Origin of the sequence: Phenylobacterium sp. (assembly GCF_020402505.1) — a bacterium.
Lineage (GTDB): Bacteria > Pseudomonadota > Alphaproteobacteria > Caulobacterales > Caulobacteraceae > Phenylobacterium.
Map to the genome: position 1 here is coordinate 1 of NZ_JADBZL010000049.1, position 16153 is coordinate 16153.

General features: G+C 69.7%; 12 protein-coding genes. 6 read left to right on the forward strand and 6 right to left on the reverse strand.

All coding sequences use genetic code 11. The features are described 5' to 3' along the window. Positions 1–1611, forward strand: a 1611-nt coding sequence (locus IM632_RS04100) for a toprim domain-containing protein (protein ID WP_296552035.1), incomplete at its 5' end; no start/stop codon positions are given. Here the strand turns inward: IM632_RS04100 and IM632_RS04105 are convergent. Genes IM632_RS04105 through IM632_RS04115 form a run of 3 tightly spaced genes read right to left on the reverse strand, consistent with a single transcriptional unit; the run spans position 1612 to position 5038 of the window. Then, positions 1612–2862, reverse strand: coding sequence for a DUF3526 domain-containing protein (locus IM632_RS04105; RefSeq protein WP_296498887.1), 1251 nt, complete (start codon positions 2860–2862; stop codon positions 1612–1614). Further along, positions 2862–4310 carry a DUF3526 domain-containing protein gene (locus IM632_RS04110; protein ID WP_296480233.1) on the reverse strand — a complete coding sequence of 483 codons (1449 nt, stop codon included), beginning with the start codon at positions 4308–4310 and terminating at the stop codon, positions 2862–2864. Before IM632_RS04110 ends, IM632_RS04105 begins: the two co-directional genes overlap by 1 nt. Then, positions 4307–5038: an ABC transporter ATP-binding protein gene (locus tag IM632_RS04115; RefSeq protein WP_296480231.1), complete on the reverse strand. Its 732-nt coding sequence runs from the start codon at positions 5036–5038 to the stop codon at positions 4307–4309. The genes IM632_RS04110 and IM632_RS04115 overlap by 4 nt, the downstream gene beginning before the upstream one ends. A gap of 117 nt (positions 5039–5155) precedes the next feature. Between IM632_RS04115 and IM632_RS04120 the strand changes: the two genes are divergently transcribed. After that, positions 5156–7285: a TonB-dependent receptor gene (locus IM632_RS04120; RefSeq protein WP_296480230.1), complete on the forward strand. Its 2130-nt coding sequence runs from the start codon at positions 5156–5158 to the stop codon at positions 7283–7285. A gap of 3 nt (positions 7286–7288) precedes the next feature. Here IM632_RS04120 and recQ read toward each other — a convergent pair whose 3' ends face one another. Next, on the reverse strand, positions 7289–9133 hold the full coding sequence (gene recQ / locus IM632_RS04125; protein ID WP_296480226.1) for a DNA helicase RecQ: 1845 nt from the start codon (positions 9131–9133) through the stop codon (positions 7289–7291). Positions 9134–9191: 58 nt separating this feature from the next. Further along, entirely contained in the window at positions 9192–10943 is a 1752-nt protein-coding gene (locus IM632_RS04130; protein WP_296480224.1) for an amidohydrolase family protein, read from the reverse strand. A gap of 366 nt (positions 10944–11309) precedes the next feature. Between IM632_RS04130 and IM632_RS04135 the strand changes: the two genes are divergently transcribed. From IM632_RS04135 to IM632_RS04145, 4 genes are all read left to right on the forward strand, one after another. Further along, complete coding sequence (locus IM632_RS04135; protein ID WP_296482930.1) at positions 11310–11567, forward strand: helix-turn-helix transcriptional regulator; 258 nt, start codon at positions 11310–11312, stop codon at positions 11565–11567. After that, complete coding sequence (locus IM632_RS04140) at positions 11564–12814, forward strand: type II toxin-antitoxin system HipA family toxin (RefSeq protein ID WP_296482928.1); 1251 nt, start codon at positions 11564–11566, stop codon at positions 12812–12814. Before IM632_RS04135 ends, IM632_RS04140 begins: the two co-directional genes overlap by 4 nt. A gap of 377 nt (positions 12815–13191) precedes the next feature. Continuing rightward, a complete protein-coding gene (locus IM632_RS14480; RefSeq protein WP_366817314.1) occupies positions 13192–13518 on the forward strand; it encodes a TauD/TfdA family dioxygenase in 327 nt (108 codons plus the stop codon). Next, positions 13511–14449 (forward strand): hypothetical protein, encoded by a 939-nt coding sequence (locus IM632_RS04145; RefSeq protein ID WP_296482926.1) that lies wholly within the window; start codon positions 13511–13513, stop codon positions 14447–14449. Before IM632_RS14480 ends, IM632_RS04145 begins: the two co-directional genes overlap by 8 nt. Positions 14450–14609: 160 nt before the next feature. Here the strand turns inward: IM632_RS04145 and IM632_RS04150 are convergent, their stop codons facing one another. Further along, positions 14610–15899 (reverse strand): DUF1566 domain-containing protein, encoded by a 1290-nt coding sequence (locus IM632_RS04150; protein WP_296552036.1) that lies wholly within the window; start codon positions 15897–15899, stop codon positions 14610–14612. Positions 15900–16153 lie beyond the last annotated feature (254 nt).

Sequence of the window (16153 nt, forward strand, 5' to 3'; positions counted from 1 at the left end):
CTCGCCATGTGGTGGAACGACGGCTACCACGAGAACGTCCTCTGCTTCACGAACAACATCCCGCAGCGGGATGGCGGCACCCACCTGGCGGCCTTCCGCTCAGCCCTGACCCGGATCATCTCGAGCTATGCCGAGACCAGCGGCGCCATGAAGCGGGAGAAGGTCAGTCTGTCCGGCGAGGACGCTCGCGAGGGCCTGACCTGCGTGCTCTCGGTCAAGGTGCCGGACCCCAAGTTTTCCTCCCAGACCAAGGACAAGCTGGTCTCCTCCGAGGTCCGCCCCGCCGTCGAGGGCCTGGTGGGCGAGGGGCTCGCCACCTGGTTCGAGGAGCATCCCGCCGAGGGGCGGATGATCGTCCAGAAGATCGCCGAGGCCGCCGCCGCCCGCGAGGCGGCGCGCAAGGCCCGGGAGCTGACCCGCCGCAAGTCGGCCCTCGACATCACCTCCCTGCCCGGCAAGCTCGCCGACTGCCAGGAGAAGGATCCGGCCAAGTCCGAGATCTTCCTGGTCGAGGGGGACTCCGCCGGCGGTTCGGCCAAGCAGGCCCGCAACCGCGAGAACCAGGCCGTCCTGCCCCTGCGCGGCAAGATCCTCAACGTCGAGCGGGCCCGGTTTGACCGGATGCTGGGCTCCGACCAGATCGGCACCCTGATCACCGCCCTCGGCGCCGGCATCGGCCGCGACGACTTCAACATCGAGAAGATCCGCTACCACAAGATCGTTATCATGACGGACGCCGACGTCGACGGCGCCCATATCCGGACCCTGCTGCTGACCTTCTTCTACCGGCAGATGCCCGAGGTGATCGAGCGCGGCTACCTCTACATCGCCCAGCCGCCCCTCTACAAAGCGGCCAAGGGGCGGTCCTCGCGCTATCTGAAGGACGACGCCGAGCTGGAGGTCTACCTCACCGAAGAGGGCGTGGACGGGGCGACCCTGGACCTGGCCTCGGGCGAGCGCCTCGCTGGCCAGGACCTCCTGAACCTCGTCCAGGCCTCCCGGGCGGCCCGGGCCAATATCGAGCGGCTCACCGCCCGGGCGCCCGCCTTCGCCATCGAGCAGGCGGCCCTGGCCGGCCTGTTCGGCGAGGACGGGGATCCGGCCGCCGCCGCCCGCCGCCTCGACCTCTACGCCGAGGAGGGCGATGGCCCCTGGTCCGGAGAGGCCGCGCCCGCCGGCGGCTTCGCCTTCTCCCGGCGTCGCCGGGGCGTGACGGAGCGCGTGGTTCTCGACGACCTGCTGATCGCCGCGGCCGACGCCCGCCGCCTGGCCGAGCGCGCCCAGGCCCTGGCCGAGCCCTTCTCCGGGACGGCCACCTTCACGCGCCGGGACCGCACGACCCGGGTCCGGGGCCCCCTCGACCTGACCGCCGCCATCATGGACGCCGGTCGCCGGGGCCTGACCATCCAGCGCTACAAGGGCCTGGGGGAGATGAACCCCGAGCAGCTGTGGGAGACCACCCTCGACGCGGAGGCCCGCACCCTCCTCCAGGTCCGCGTCGCCCACGCCGATGACGCCGACGACATGTTCACCCGCCTGATGGGCGACCTGGTCGAGCCGCGCCGGGAGTTCATCCAGGAAAACGCCCTGGACGCCGAGGTCGACGTATGATCAGCCGCTTTCCGCCCAGCGGGGGGCCTTGCCAAAGTCGCCCCTGCGGAACGGCGTCTCGTTGAAGATGTAGGGGTAGTAGAACCGCCGGAGCCGCTCGTGGAAGGCCCGGATTCGGTCCTGATAGGCGAGCTGGGCCGCAAGGTCCGTTTCCGCCATCCGGTGCAGAGTGGTCTGGAGCCCCACGGCCGGGAGGAACCATCCCGCCCTCGCGGTCCAGGCGTCCCGCGCCTCGAGACCGCGGCGATAGGCGGCGACCTGGTCTGCGACGCTCAGGTCCCCGAGGTGCTGGAAGGCGTAGTACCACTTCCAGTGGAATCCCGTGAGGACCGGCGGCGTGTCCCGCCACTCCGGGTGAGCGGCGAAGAAGGCGTTGAGGGTGGCGTCCTTGGGCTTGTCCCAGCCGGCGTGGACAGCCTCGCGCTGCGCAAGGGTGAGCTCCACCCCCTGTCGGACGGGAATGGTGGAGTTGATCAGGAGATGCGCCAGGGCGGGCAGGACCAGGGTCAGGGCGACCCAGGTCGCCGCCAGCAGGGCTCCGTTCTCCACCGAGCTCCGTCCCAGGGCGCCCACGCCAAGGCAGACCAGGGCCCAGAAGGCGAGATAGAGCGCCGTCGCCCCCAGGGCCGCCAGGCTGACCCCGGCGCCGGCCCCCGAAATCCAGGCGCCCACCGCAAAGGGCGCTCCCAGCGCGACGAAGGCCAGGCCCAGGCGAAGGCCGGTGCGTCCCAGCCAGAGACCGGTCGACCCGCCCGCCGCCTGCAGGGCCTGAAGCCGGCCGGCCTCCCGCTCGCCCGACACCAGGTCGTGCAGGAGGACGATCAGGATCAGCGGGGCCAGGAAGGTCGCGACGAAGGCCCAGTCGAACCGGCCGGACAGGGCCAGCTCGGCGTTGTAGGCCTCGCCCTCATGGATCTGGCTCTCGAGCGCCAGGGCCCGGACCCGGAGAACATAGGGGGCGACGTCGCGCTGACCCAGGGCGGCGAAGGCGAGCGCCGAGGGCGGGTCCCATGTCGCATGGAAGGTGTAATAGGCGGCGTTGCCGGCGTCGCCGTCCCTGGAGACCCAGGCCGAAACCGCCTTCTCCTCCTCCGCCTGAAGCGGCTGGATCCGGGCGATGGTCTCTGCCTGGCGGCGGATTTCCCACAGCCCGGCGGCGACGCTCACGGAGGACAGGAGCGCCAGCACCACCAGGGTGGGGACCGCCAGTCTCTGCCGGACGAAGAGGCGTAGCTCCTGACCGAGGCGCATCACGCCGTCTCCCGTTCCAGCCGCCGGCCCGCGCTCCAGGCAAGGCCGCCTGCGAGTCCCGCCCACAGGCCCAGAAGGGCGAGTCCGGGAAGGGCGGCGGCCATCGCCTCGGCGGTGGAAGCCGGCCGATAGACGAAGTCCGGCGTCCGCCGCCATGCGCCAGGTTCGATCCGGACCCTGCGTCCGGCTTCCGGGTCCCGGTTTCGGTTGGTGTCGTCGGAAAAGGTCAGCGCCTCCGCCTGCAGGCGGTTCAGCCTCTGGACGATCGTGTAGCGATAGGCTTCGGCCTGCTGCAGAAAGCGGCGATGCCCCTCCAGGTCCGTTCCCGAGGCTGCCATCGACAGGCTCCGCACCGCCAGGGTCGGGCTGGCGAGGCCCAGGGCCAGGGCCAGCCTCGACTGTTCGCGCTGGCCGGCGAACTGGCGTTGGGCGTAGCGGTCGAAGAGGGCCGAGGTGAGGCGCTCTCCTTCCATGGCGACGAGGCCGCGGTAGTTCACCGGCAGGTCCTCGACGCGCGAGACACCATAGGACTTCAGGACCGACGCCCGGAAGGCGTTGAAGTGGGGATCGTCGGGGTTGTGGCTGTCGCCGATCATCTTCAGGTCCCGCTGGATGGCGATATCCGTCTCCAGCCGGCTCGCCTGGGGCGCAGACGCCAGGGCGATGTCCGTCGCGAGGCGCGGCGCGAGGACTACGGAAACGGCCCACCCCGCGACCAGCAGGGCCAGGGCGCTGCGGCTGCTCGGCGCCAGGGCGGACACTGACGTCGCAATCAGAACCCAGATCAGGAGATAGACGGCGTACCCACCCGCCAGCATGGCGGCGGCGGACGCCGGCGCGCCTGCGAACCCAGCGAGCCAGACCAGGGCCAGGAGCGCTGGAGCCAGGATCAGACCCGCCACGGCCGCGAGGGCGACGACCTTGCCGGCCAGCACTTGCCGGGCGCCGACGCCCTGGGCGAGGTGCAGCCTGAGGAGGCCGGACTCCCTCTCCCGGGCCAGGGCCCCGAAGCCGATGAAGATCAGAACCAGTGGCCCCAGAGCCTGGATCACGAAGGCGGGGGTCAGCTGGCCGAACCGGACCAGCAGGGAGGACTGGCGGACGTCTCCGAAGTTGGCGCTGTTCTGCCTGTGTCCCTCCAGGAACAGGGTGGAGCCGGTAAAGGCGTCCACACCGGGGTCGAAGCCCGCCAAGGCCGGCAGGGGCCGGAAGACGAAGTGCCCGTAATGCACCATCCGGTGCGGGTGGCGGGCGGGTTGGCCGTCGAATTCCCTGTCCGCCTGGGCCTGGAACCGGCTCCGGATCTCCTGGCTTTCCCGGCCCTGTGAGATGGCGGTCAGGGCGGCGACGGCGGACAGGACGACTACCAGGGCGATGGCCAGCTGGGCGACCCGCGCCCGCGCCAGGAGACGCAGTTCGTTCGCGGCGATGCGCAGGATCGGGCTCATCCGGCGGCGGCTGCGCCAAAGCGACGGTGAAGGGCCAGCACGTCGATGCCGTCGCGGACCGGTGTCTCCTCGACGATCCCGCCGCCCGCCAGGACGCCGATCCGGTCGGCGCAGTCCGCGGCGCCCAGAAGGTCATGGGTCACCATCAGGATTGCGGCCCCCCGGGCGCGCAATCCGCCGACCAGCCGGTTGAAGTCCGCCGTCGCAACCGGGTCGAGGCCGGTGGTGGGTTCGTCCAGGAGCAGGACGGGGACCTCCCGCAGGAGGGCCATGGCGATCGCCACCTTCTGCCGCATGCCCTTTGAGAATCCCCCGGTCCGCCGGCTCCGCGCCTCGGCCTGGAGGCCTGCGGCGTCGAGGGCGGCGTCCATCTCCGCCTGGGAGGGTCGGGCGTCGGACAGGCCCAGGAAATAGGCGATGTTTTCGTAGGCGCTCAGGGTCTCGTAAAGGGCGACGGTCTCCGGCAGGTAGGCGATCCGCCGGCGGACCGCGTCGGCCTGTGTCGCCGGGTCGAGACCCATCACGCGCACGGATCCCGAGGCGGGCCGCAGCAGACCCATCAGGACGGCCAGGGTGGTCGACTTCCCGGCCCCGTTGCCGCCCAGCAGGGCGTAGACCTCGCCGGCGTTCACCGACAGGCCAAGGTCCCTGAGGACAGGGCCGCCGCCCCTCTCGACGCAGAGGTCGCGGATGTGGATGGCGGGCTCGGTGGGGGTCAGGTCCGACATGTCTGTCTGATCCCGCGGGCCCGCCGCGCTGTCAATGCTGATATAACGTAGCATTGACAGCGGGCATCTCGCAGCTAAGACGGGGATCGATACAATGTAACACCCCTGGGGGCCCCGGTGAACTCTGCATCCAAGTCGACCCTTCTCCTCACCGCGGCCCTGGCCTGCGTCGCCGGCCCCGCCCTGGCGGAAAGCGCTTCAAGCGTTTCCGAGGTCGTTGTTACGGGCCAGAGGCAGGCCTATCGCGGCCAGTTCACGCCGGAGGAGACCCCGCAGAGTCTCGCGGTCATCTCGCAGCGCATCCTGCAGGATAACAACATCACCGGTCTGACGGAGGCCCTGGACCTCAACGCCGGGGTCGCCCGGCAGAACAATTTCGGCGGCCTCTGGGACGCCTATGCGGTGCGCGGCTTCGCCGGGGACGAGAACCTGCCCAGCGGCTATCTCGTGAACGGCTTCAACGGCGGGCGCGGCTTCGGCGGCCCCAGGGACGTCGCCGGCGTAGAGCGCATCGAGATCCTGAAAGGCCCCAACGCCGCCCTCTTCGGCCGCGGCGAGCCTGGGGGTACGGTGAACATCGTCACCCGCAAGGCCCGGTTCGGCGAGACCGGAGGTGAGGTGAGCGCCAGCGTCGGCGCCTTCAACGCCCGCCGGGCGGATGCCGACGTGAACCTGGCGGCGGGCGAGGTCGTCGGCGCCCGGCTGATCGGCTTCTACGAGGAGGCCGAAAGCTTCCGGCGGACGGTCAACACCGAGCGCTACGGCTTCCTGCCCTCCTTCGGATTCCGGCTGGGCGAGGACACGACCGTCACCTACGACCTCGAGATCACCCGCCAGAAGGCGCCCTTCGACCGCGGCGTCCCGGCCATCGGCGGCGTCCTCGGCAAGGTGGACCGCCGGACCTTCCTGGGCGAGCCCGGCGACGGCCCCATCAAGGCCGACGCGACCGGCCAGCAGCTCGAGATCCAGCACGACTTCAGCCCCGCCTGGAGCCTGCTCCTGGGCGCGGGTTTCCGCACGACAAGCCTCTCCGGCTTCTCCACCGAAGCCGAGCTCGCCGCCTCGCGGCAGAAGCTGAACGTCGACGGCAAGTCCCTCTCCCGCCAGAGGCGTTTCCGGGATTACGAGGCCGACCACGGGGTCCTGAGGGCCGAGGTGTCGGGCGACTTCCAGGCCCTTGGGGTCAGGCACCGCCTCCTCGTCGGGGCCGACTTCGACCGGTTTGAGAACAGCCAGCTCTTCCTGCGGTTCCGCCCGGCGGCTGTGAGCGGCAATCCCTCCGACCAGGCGGCGAATGTGATCGACGTCCTGAACCCGGTCTATGGCCGCTTCCCCCTCCCGGCGCCGGGCCCCCAGACCAACCGGCTGGACGTCCAGGAGGCCGCCGGCCTCTATCTGCAGGACCAGATCAGCCTTTCGGACGCTCTGCAGATCCGGCTCGGCGTCCGCTATGACGACTTCTCCCTGGAGAGCGTCAACCGGGCGACGGGCGTGTCCCAGAGCCGCTCGGAGAGCCGCCTCAGCCCTCAGGTGGGGCTGGTCTGGACCGCGACGCCGTCTCTTTCGCTCTTCGCGGCCTATGGCGAGGGGTTCCGTTCCAACATCGGCGCGACGGCGAAGGGTGAAATCTTTGACCCCGAGGTCAGCCGGGCCTTTGAGGCGGGCCTGCGCTTCACCCTCCTGGAGGGCGACCTGTCCGGAACCCTCGCCGTCTTCTCGATGCGAAAGAGCCAGGTTCTCGCCGCCGACCCCGCCAATCCGGGCTTTTCCCTGCCCATCGGCAAGGCCGGCAGCCAGGGGGTCGAGTTCGACCTGAACGGCCGCCTCCCGGGCGGGGTCGAGGCCCTCCTGTCCTACGCCTATGTCGAGGCCGAGGCCCGGTCGGATGTCCTGGATCCCAACTTCTCCCTGCAGATCCGCAAGGGAGACCGGCTCATCAATGTGCCGCGTCATGGCCTGAACGCCCAGCTCGCCAGGGACTTCACCCTGGGCGAAACCGAGGTCCGTCTCGGCGCCGGCGTCCAGCATGTGGGCGAGCGCCTGGGCGAGACCGCGACGAAGTTCGAGCTGCCCGCCTACACCCTTGTCCGGCTGTTCGGCGCCTGGCGGGCCACGGAACGGGTGGAGGTCTTCGGGGAGGTGCAGAACCTCTTTGACGAGACCTACTACACCAACAGCTTCGCCACCCTGTGGGTCCAGCCGGGGGCGCCGCGGACCGGCTCGGTGGGGGTGCGGCTGCGCTTCTGAGCCTCAGTCCACCGGGGTTCCGGCCACCAGGGCCAGCACGGCGGGGCCGTAGCGGGCGAGCTTGGTCTCGCCGACGCCGCTGACCCGGGACAGGGCCGCAGAATCGGCCGGTCGGACCGTCGCGATCTCCGCCAGGGTGCGGTCGCTGAAGATGACATAGGGGGGCGCCTTCTGGCGCACCGCCTCGGCCCGGCGCCAGGCGCGCAGGGCGGCGAAGAGCTGCGGATCGCCCTCGAAATCCGTCCCGGGACCGTCCCGACGGCGTCGCCCGGGCGTCCCGCCGGCGTCCCGGGACCCGTCGGGGTGACGCGGGGCCAGGCGTCCCTCCACCCGTCGCTCCCCGCGGTAGACCGCGCGCACCGCTTCGGCGTCGCCCAGGGTGATGAGGGGCCGGCCCTCGTTCGGGTCCTCACGCAACAGGCCGTCGAAGATCAGCTGGTCGATCAGGCCCCGCCAGGCGCCCGCCGGAAGCTCCGCCCCCACCCCGAAGGTGCTCAAGGCCGCCTCGAAGGCCGAGGGCTCCCGGGTCTTGCCGAGGAGGTGCTCCACCAGCCGGCCGCGGCCATACCGACCGTTCAGACGGTGGGCGGCGGACAAGACCTTTTGCGCCTGGAGGGTCAGGTCCTCGGCCTTCGGCGGACTCAGACAGTTGTCGCAGCGGCCGCAGTCCGCGACTCCCTCCTCACCGAAATAGCGCCGCACCGCCGCCGTGCGGCAGGCCCCCCCGTCCAGCAGGGCGTAGAGCTGTCGCACCTTGCGCGCCTGCACCGCCCGGACCTCGTCGGAGAGGGCCTGTCCCTCCAGCCGACGTAAGGCCCAGGCCATGTCCGACGCGCCGTAGAGGGTGATCCCCTCGGCCGGCTCGCCGTCGCGCCCGGCGCGGCCGACTTCCTGCCAGTAGGCCTCGATGGAGGCGGGCGGGTCGGCGTGGATGACGTAGCGGACGTCCGGCTTGTCGACCCCCATGCCGAAGGCGATGGTGGCCACCATGACGGCGGCGTCGGAGGCCAGGAACTCGGCCAGGCGGCGTTCGCGCACCTCCCGGTCGAGGCCGGCGTGGTAGGCCATGGCGGGCAGGCCGGCGGCGCAGAGCTCGGCGGCTAGGGCCTCGGTTCCGTCCCGGGAGCCGGCGTAGATCACCCCCGGCCGGTCGCGCCGGGCCGAGGCCAGCTCCAGCACCCGCTTGCGCCCCGTCCCCGCCTTGCGCTCGGCGGAGAGGGCCAGCTCCGGCCGGTCGAAGGAGGCGACGAACTCCCGCGCCGCGCCCAGCCTCAGCCCCTCGCGGATGTCCTGCCGGGTGCGGGCGTCGGCGGTGGCGGTCACCGCCAGCCGCGGGACCCCGGGAAAGACCTCGGCCAGGCGCCCCAGCAGCCGGTATTCGGGGCGGAAGTCATGGCCCCACTGGCTGACGCAGTGGGCCTCGTCGATGGCGATGACCGACAGGGGAACCTGGGACAGCCGCTCCAGCATCCAGGGCTGCAGGAGGCCCTCGGGCGAGACATAGAGGAGGTCCAGGGTCCCGGCCTCGATCCGCGCCCAGGTGGCGGCCCGGTCCTCGGGGGCGGTGAGGGAGTCCAGACGCGCGGCGGCGACCCCGGCCTGAACCAGGCCCGCCACCTGGTCAGCCATCAGGGCGATGAGGGGGCTGACCACCAGGCCGAGGCCGGGGCGCAGCAGGACGGGGATCTGGTAGCAGACGCTCTTGCCGCCGCCGGTGGGCAGGACGGCCAGGGCCGGACGCCCGGCCAGGACCTCGGCGATCACCGGCGCCTGCAGACCCCGGAAGCCGGCGTGCCCGAAGACACGGCGCAGGACCTCCTGCGCCTCCTGTAGCGAATCGTCGGACATGCCCCTCTATCGCCCGCCCCGCTGCGGCTGCGAAGGGGCCGAAGGCGCCGCGCCGGGTCTATTCGGCGGCGAGGGCCGCCGGGGCGTCCTGGGCGCCGCGCACCAGTCGGCCGGGCAGGGCGCCTGTGGGCTCGCCGTCGCGGTAGGTGACCTGGCCGGCCACCAGGGTGGCGACATAGCCCCGGGCCCTCTGCAGGAGCCGCCGCCCGCCCGCCGGCAGGTCGTAGCCCACGGTGGGCGGCTCCACCGCCAGCCGGTCGAAGTCGATGACGTTGAGGTCGGCGCGCAGGCCGGGCGCCACCAGGCCCCGGTCCAGAAGGCCCACCGTCTCGGCCGTCGCCCGGGTCTGCAGGCGGACCATGTGCTCCAGCGGCAGGCGCGGGCCACGGGTCCGGTCCCGGGCCCAGAGGGTCAGGTTGGTGGTCGGGAAGCTGCCGTCACAGATCATGCCCACATGCGCGCCGCCGTCGGACAGGCCGGCCACGCAGTCGGGATGGCGCAGCATGTCATAGGCCGGGTCCAGCCCGCCGTCGGCGTAGTTGAGGAAGGGCAGGTAGAGCATACCCCGCCCGCCGCGGGTCATCATGTGGTCCAGGGCCACAGATTCGGGGGCGACGCCCCGGGCCCGGGCGAGGGCGGCGATGGAGTCCTCGCGTCTCGACTCGTAGTCCGGCGTCTCGGCCATCAGGAACATGTTGTCCCAGTCCCGGGTCAGGCGCGAGGCGATGGCCGCGCTGCCGGGCGGGACCGCGTCGTCCAGCAGGGCGGCCCGGAAGGACGCCTCCGCCAGCCGCGCCATTCTCTGCTCGAGGGGCAGGGCGGCGACGGACTTCCAGGCCTCGGTGTGGCTGAAGGGGTTGAGGGTCAGCTCGAAGCCCAGCAGCACGCCCACCCCCCGGCCACAGACCTGGGCCCGCATGGGCAGGCCTTCGGCGGTGGCCGAGGACAGGGCGGCCAGGAGGTCGCGCCAGGCCTCGGGCGCCTTGGGGCCCTGCAGCAGGCTGAAGGACAGGGGCCGGCCCGAGGCCTCCACCAGCCGGCGCATAAGGCCGAACTCGGCCTTCGGGTCGGCGAAGTCGGAGACGAACTGCAGGACGCCGCGCCCGGCGGCCTTCAGCCCCAGGGCGATGCCCATCAGCTCGTCCTCGGCGGCGGTCAGGGTCGGCGTCGGCTGGCCGTCCGAGGTGCGGTGGTTGAGGGTGCGCGAGGTGGAAAAGCCCAGGGCGCCGGCCTCCATGGCCCGCTTGGCCAGGGCCGACATGGCGGCGATGTCGGCGGGGCTGGCCGGCTCCCGGTTCGCGCCGCGCTCGCCCATCACATAGACCCGCAGGGCCGCGTGCGGCAGCTGGGCGCCGACGTCGAGGTCATAGGCCCGGCCGGACAGGGACTGGAGGTAGTCGGGATAGCTCTCCCAGTTCCAGGGCAGGCCCTCGGCGAGGACCGGGTGAGGGATGTCCTCCACCCCTTCCATCAGCCGGATCAGCCGGTCGTGGTCCTCGGGCCGGCAGGGGGCGAAGCCGACCCCGCAATTGCCCATGACGGCGGTGGTGACCCCGTGCCAGGCCGACGGCGTCAGGCGGCTATCCCAGGTGACCTGGCCGTCATAGTGGGTGTGGATGTCGACAAAGCCGGGGGTGACGATCCTGCCGCGGGCGTCGATCTCCTCGGCGCCGGACCCGCTGACGGCGCCGACGGCGGCGATCCGCCCGTCCTTCACCGCCACGTCGGCCTCGCGGCCCGGCGCGCCCGAGCCGTCGAACACCGTCCCGCCGTGGATCACCAGGTCGTAGGCGCGTTCCCGTCCGGCCATGACATCTCCTCCGTCGCGGTCCCCGCCGCGTGAGGGAGATTCAGCGCCTATCGGGGCGGCGGGGTCAAGATGGGGAGCTCTTGAGGAGGGTGGCGTTCACGCCCTGCAGGGATGATGCGTGGCCCTGCCCTTCAGGGTCCAGAGCGTCCTTTGGCGCAGACCCGGGATGCCGCGAGCATTCGCCGCGTGAAGCGAATTCGGGTGGCTGACTCTGGACCGCCCAATCACGTCAGCTCACCTGGGACGTTTTCCCGATCGGGAATATTTCTGACCTGAGAGTGAGTTTGAAGCGCAAGATTTCCCGAACGGGAAAATCTCGTGGGAAATCGTTCGAAATTCATGATACTTTCCCGTTCGGTAAAGTTCATGGCCAGACGCAACCTCACCACCGCCGAGATCGGCGACATTGTGCGAACCACCCGCAAGGCCGCTGGCCTGCGGCAGGACGAGCTTGCCGGCGCCGCCGGCGTCGGCCTGCGCTTCATCGTCGATCTCGAAGCGGGCAAGCCGACCGCACAGGTCGGCAAGACGCTTCAGGTCCTGGCGGCGCTGGGCTGCTCGCTCGAAATCACACCACCGCCCGACCCCAACGGCGGGCGGCCAAAAGATCCTCAGAAGCCATGACGCGCACCCTCGACATCTGGTGGGAGGGGCGCCGGGTGGGTCAGCTGACCCAGGACAAGCACGGTGAACTCGGCTTCGCTTATGCACCGGCCTGGATCGACGACGAGGCGGCCCAGCCCTTGTCCGCCTCGCTGCCAAAGCGGGCGGAGCCGTTTACTCGCCGCGAGTGCCGCCCGTTTTTCGGCGGTCTCCTGCCGGAGGAAGGCCAGCGCGACGCCGCAGCTCAGGTGCTCGGCGTCTCGCGCGCCAATGACTTCGCCCTTCTTGATCGCCTCGGCGGCGATGTCGCAGGCGCGCTCCAGCTTCTGCCGCCGGGCGAGCCACCTCCCGCTCTGACCCTCGACCGGCAGGCGACCCCGCTTGACGATGCAGGCCTGATCCGGGTGCTGGACGCGCTGCCCGTCCGCCCATTGCTCGCGGGCGAGGAAGGCCTGCGCCTCTCTCTCGCGGGCGCGCAATCGAAGGCGCCTGTGGTTCTGGTGGACGGGGCGGTGGCCTTGCCGGCGCCGGGCCAGCCGACCACGCATATTCTCAAGCCGCCGATATCGCGTTTGGAGGCGACGACCGAGAACGAGGCCTTTGTCATGCGCCTTGCCGCCGCAGTCGGCCTCGATGTGGCGCCAGTCGAGCCGCGTATCGTTCGCGATCGCAGGTTTCTGCTGGTCCAGCGTTATGACCGCGCCCTCGGCGACGATGGACGCGTCCGCAGGATTCATCAGGAGGACTTCTGCCAGGCGCTCGGCGTGCCGCCGGAGACCAAATACGCGAGCGAAGGCGGCCCGACCTTCAAGGATTGCTTCGCGCTGCTCCGCCGCGTCGCCGCAAGGCCCGCTGTGGATGTCCTGAAGCTTCTCGACGCCGTGATCTTCAACGTGATCGCCGGGAACGCGGACGCCCACGGCAAGAACTTCTCGATCCTCTACGACGCCGAAGGCCCGCGCCTCGCCCCGCTCTATGACCTGCTGGCGACCGTCGCCTATCCTGAACTCTCGCCAAGCTTCGCCATGAGGATCGGGAATCGGGCGACGCTTGCCGAACTGGACGCCGCCGCCTGGGCGGCGTTTGCGGCGGACGCGGGCCTCGGCGTACCGCTGGTGCGAAGGCGGGTCGCGGAGATCAGCAAAGGCGTCGTTGAAAAAGCAACCACCGTCGCGTCGGAGCTTTCGCGTCTAGGACTGAACCCAACGGCTTTAGAGCAGTTTGCCGACATGATCCGTGAGCGCGCTCGTTGGCTGGCGGGCACCTAGATCCATAGGTCGGCCAGATGCTTGAAAGAGAAACCGTCGTCGATGATCCGCAGCAAGTGCTCGGCCTACTCGCGAAGCGAGGTTGGTTTTGCCATAGCGGCGAGGCGATGCATCACGGCTCCATCCTTCGTGAGATTGGCAAGGTCGGTGATCGGCTAGGTCGACGCGTTGGAGGTCGCGCCGGTGCGCTCGAAGAGGTCGTTGAGCCTCGGCATTTTGATGAAGCGCACCCTAGATCCCTTAGCGCTCGCTACGGCCTTGGCGCGTTGCCGTTCCACGTTGAACTCAGCCATCGCACCAGACCCTGCCGCTACATTCTTCTTGGGTGCATTGACCCTGGATCGCCATCTACGGCGACTATGCTTCTCGACTGGCGAATGCTCGGCTTTTCGAGTGAGGAGCAGAACCTTCTCGAAGAGGCTCCTGTCCTTGTGCGCTCAGGGCGACGCTCCTTTTATTCGACCATTTTGGCGAGGGGTGGAGCCTTCTTGCGGTATGATCCTGGCTGCCTCAAAGCCGTAGACGACCGCGGGCAAAGAGCACTACGCCTTGTCGAAGACCGGATAGCCGGCGCTCCCTCAGGCGCGCATCATTGGCGCCAAGGCGACATCCTCATCATTGACAACTGGCGCGTCTTGCATGGACGCAGCCCGTCGGACCGAGGATCCGGCCGACGCTTAGCAAGGATTCTCATTGATGCCTGAGGACGTCTTCATCGCCATCAACGGCGATGCGCTGCATGCGAAGTCGAAGGTCTACATTAGCCGTGCCCTCGCACGGAAAGGTGCCGGCGATCTCGACGAGTATCAGCTTTGGGCATCTCTCGCGCTCGAGTTGCTGGGCAAGGCTGCGCTCGCCCGGAAACACCCAAGCCTCGTGGTCGATCCAACGCACTCGCAATCGATACTCGTTGCCGCCGGAATCAACGTGACGACTGACGTCAAGACGATTGCTGCAAGGACCGTGTTCGACCGGCTCACGTACTTGGTCCCCCGCTTTGACGCGACGGTTAAAGAGTTCTGCCAGAAAATCGCCGAACGTCGAAACTCAGAGTTGCACTCGGCTGACCTGCCTTTCCGGACTATGCGTCTCGATGCTTGGGAAGCGCGCTATTGGCATGCATGCGATACGATCCTCGATGCGATGGAATCTTCTCTGGAGCAGTGGCTTGGCGCGGCCGACTCAAAGGCTCCCCGACGGCTACTCGACGAAGCTGCAAATGCCCTCCAATCGGCGGTCAAACTGCGAGTTGAAGCTGCGAGCAATCGCTTCAAGAAACTCGACAGCGCTGAGCGAGAGCGTCTGGCGGCCACAGCCGGTATGCGTGAACCCAACCACCAGGCAGGACTGTTCAAGGGTCGCTATGACGGGATCTGGATTGAATGCTGCCCAGCTTGCAATTGCCGCGCCTTTATGACCGGCGAGCAGACTGGCGAAGAAATCAGCGAAGAGCGCGACCAGCACGCGATATGGGAAATCGTCGACCGCGAGTTCGTCGGCGAGGAATTTCGCTGCCCGACATGTGAGCTCACACTCATAGGAAGCGACGAGATAGATGCCTCTGGCCTCAATTACATCCATGAGGATCAGCAGGAGCGCGAAATGGAATACGAGCCCGAGTACGGCAACGACTAAAACTTGGATCGCGCCAATATCTCGGACGAGATCGCCGAGTTGATGCAGCATACCTTGTCGGGCCAACGATATCGGTAAGGCCAGTATTCAGGCAACAACAGCTCGCCATCTCTATCGTGCTTTGCCACGGCTTTCCGATCACAACCGCGCCGACCCGCCCTCACCCCGCCAGGTCGCGGACGCAAAGCACGTGGTTGTGGCCGCGGATGTCGTCGCCCTGGGGGCCGAAGCCTTTGGGAAAGGCGCCGGGGCGGGCCGTCTTCGGGTCGCTGCGCAGGGCGCCGGCGCCGTGCACGTCCATCCACTGGCGTCGACCGGAGCCGGGGGGCGCTTCCATATAGCCCCGCGCCGGGCCGATCGCCGCATAGACCGCCAGCTCGCCGGTCCGGGAGAAGGCGCGGCCCGGTTCCGTGGCGGGCGGCGGTCCCTCCAGATGGGTGGTGGAGGACCAGAGGTAGGCCTCCCGGTCGCTCAGGGCGAACACCGGGTCGAGGGCCGGGATGCGGGAATAGTCGACGATGGAGTGAAGCTCCTTGGCGTCGGGGAGGCGCCAGTCCCGGTGACCGGCCAGGGAGAGGCTCTCGCAATAGGCCAGGGCCCTGGCCCAGCTGAGGGCGCCTGCGGTCTCGCGCCGCTGCCAGACGAGACCGCTGGCCCGGTCGGTCACCGTCTCGGCGTCGGGATGGAAGTCATTCCGCCCGTAGGCGGGCCCGCGGACCAGGCGCACGGCCAGCCGGTGGGGCGTCTGCATGCGGTTGGCCGGGTCCATGACCGGATAGCCCTTGATCCGGCCATCGGCGAAGTTGACGCCGAAGACCGTCTCGTCGCGGCCCATGGTGCGGCCGACATAGGGGGTCGCGCTCCACTCCTGGACGTCGATGGGCCTTCGGCCGTGGGCGGCGTCGCCCAGGCCCGAGCCCGCGGCGTAGGCGAAGTCGAAGACGGCTGCGTCGATGTAGGGGCGCGAGGTCCGCGGATCGCCGGTGTAGCCGCCGCGATAGTCGATGAGGGAGAAGAGCTCGCGGATGGTGGGGACGCGCCAGTCGTCATGACCCCCCAGCCGGCTTGCCCGGGCGAAGCCGTCGAGCTCGGCGTAGGCCATCGGCGCGCCTGGCGCCTTGGCCCAGACCAGGCCGGTCACCCGGTCGGTGACCGTGCCGTCGCCATTGTCGCGATAGAGGGGCTGGCGGCCGGGATTCTGGGCGTCCTGGCCCGACAGGAAGGCCCCTTCCGCAGGGCAGGCGATGACCTCGCCGGTCTCGCCGTAGCAGCGGTCCTGCGCCGTCCCGACGACCGGATAGGAGGCCGGGGCCGGCGGCGGGGGGGCCGCTCCCCCGGGCCAGGCCGACGCCAGAAGGATGAAACCGCCCGCGAGGGCGCCCAGAAGGGGACTGAACCGCTGCCCGGTGATCGGGCGCCTTCGGCGGTGGGCGCGGCCCTGTCCGACCATGAGGTCTCCTCCGTCGCCGCCCCCGGCCCGGAAAATGATTGAGCCCCTGGAGGCGGGGTCCGGTCAAGGTCTGGCGGGCGCCGGCTGGTCTCGTCGCCGTCAAGATTCGGAGCCTCTGCGTCCAGCCACAGGTCGCCACCGGCGCCCTGAGCGGCTTCATCTTCCCTTTCGTCCCGCCGGGACTATCTGAGTCTGCATCCTGAACCCCGGAGACCCCGATGCTGACCTCGACCACCCCCTATATCGCCGGCCGC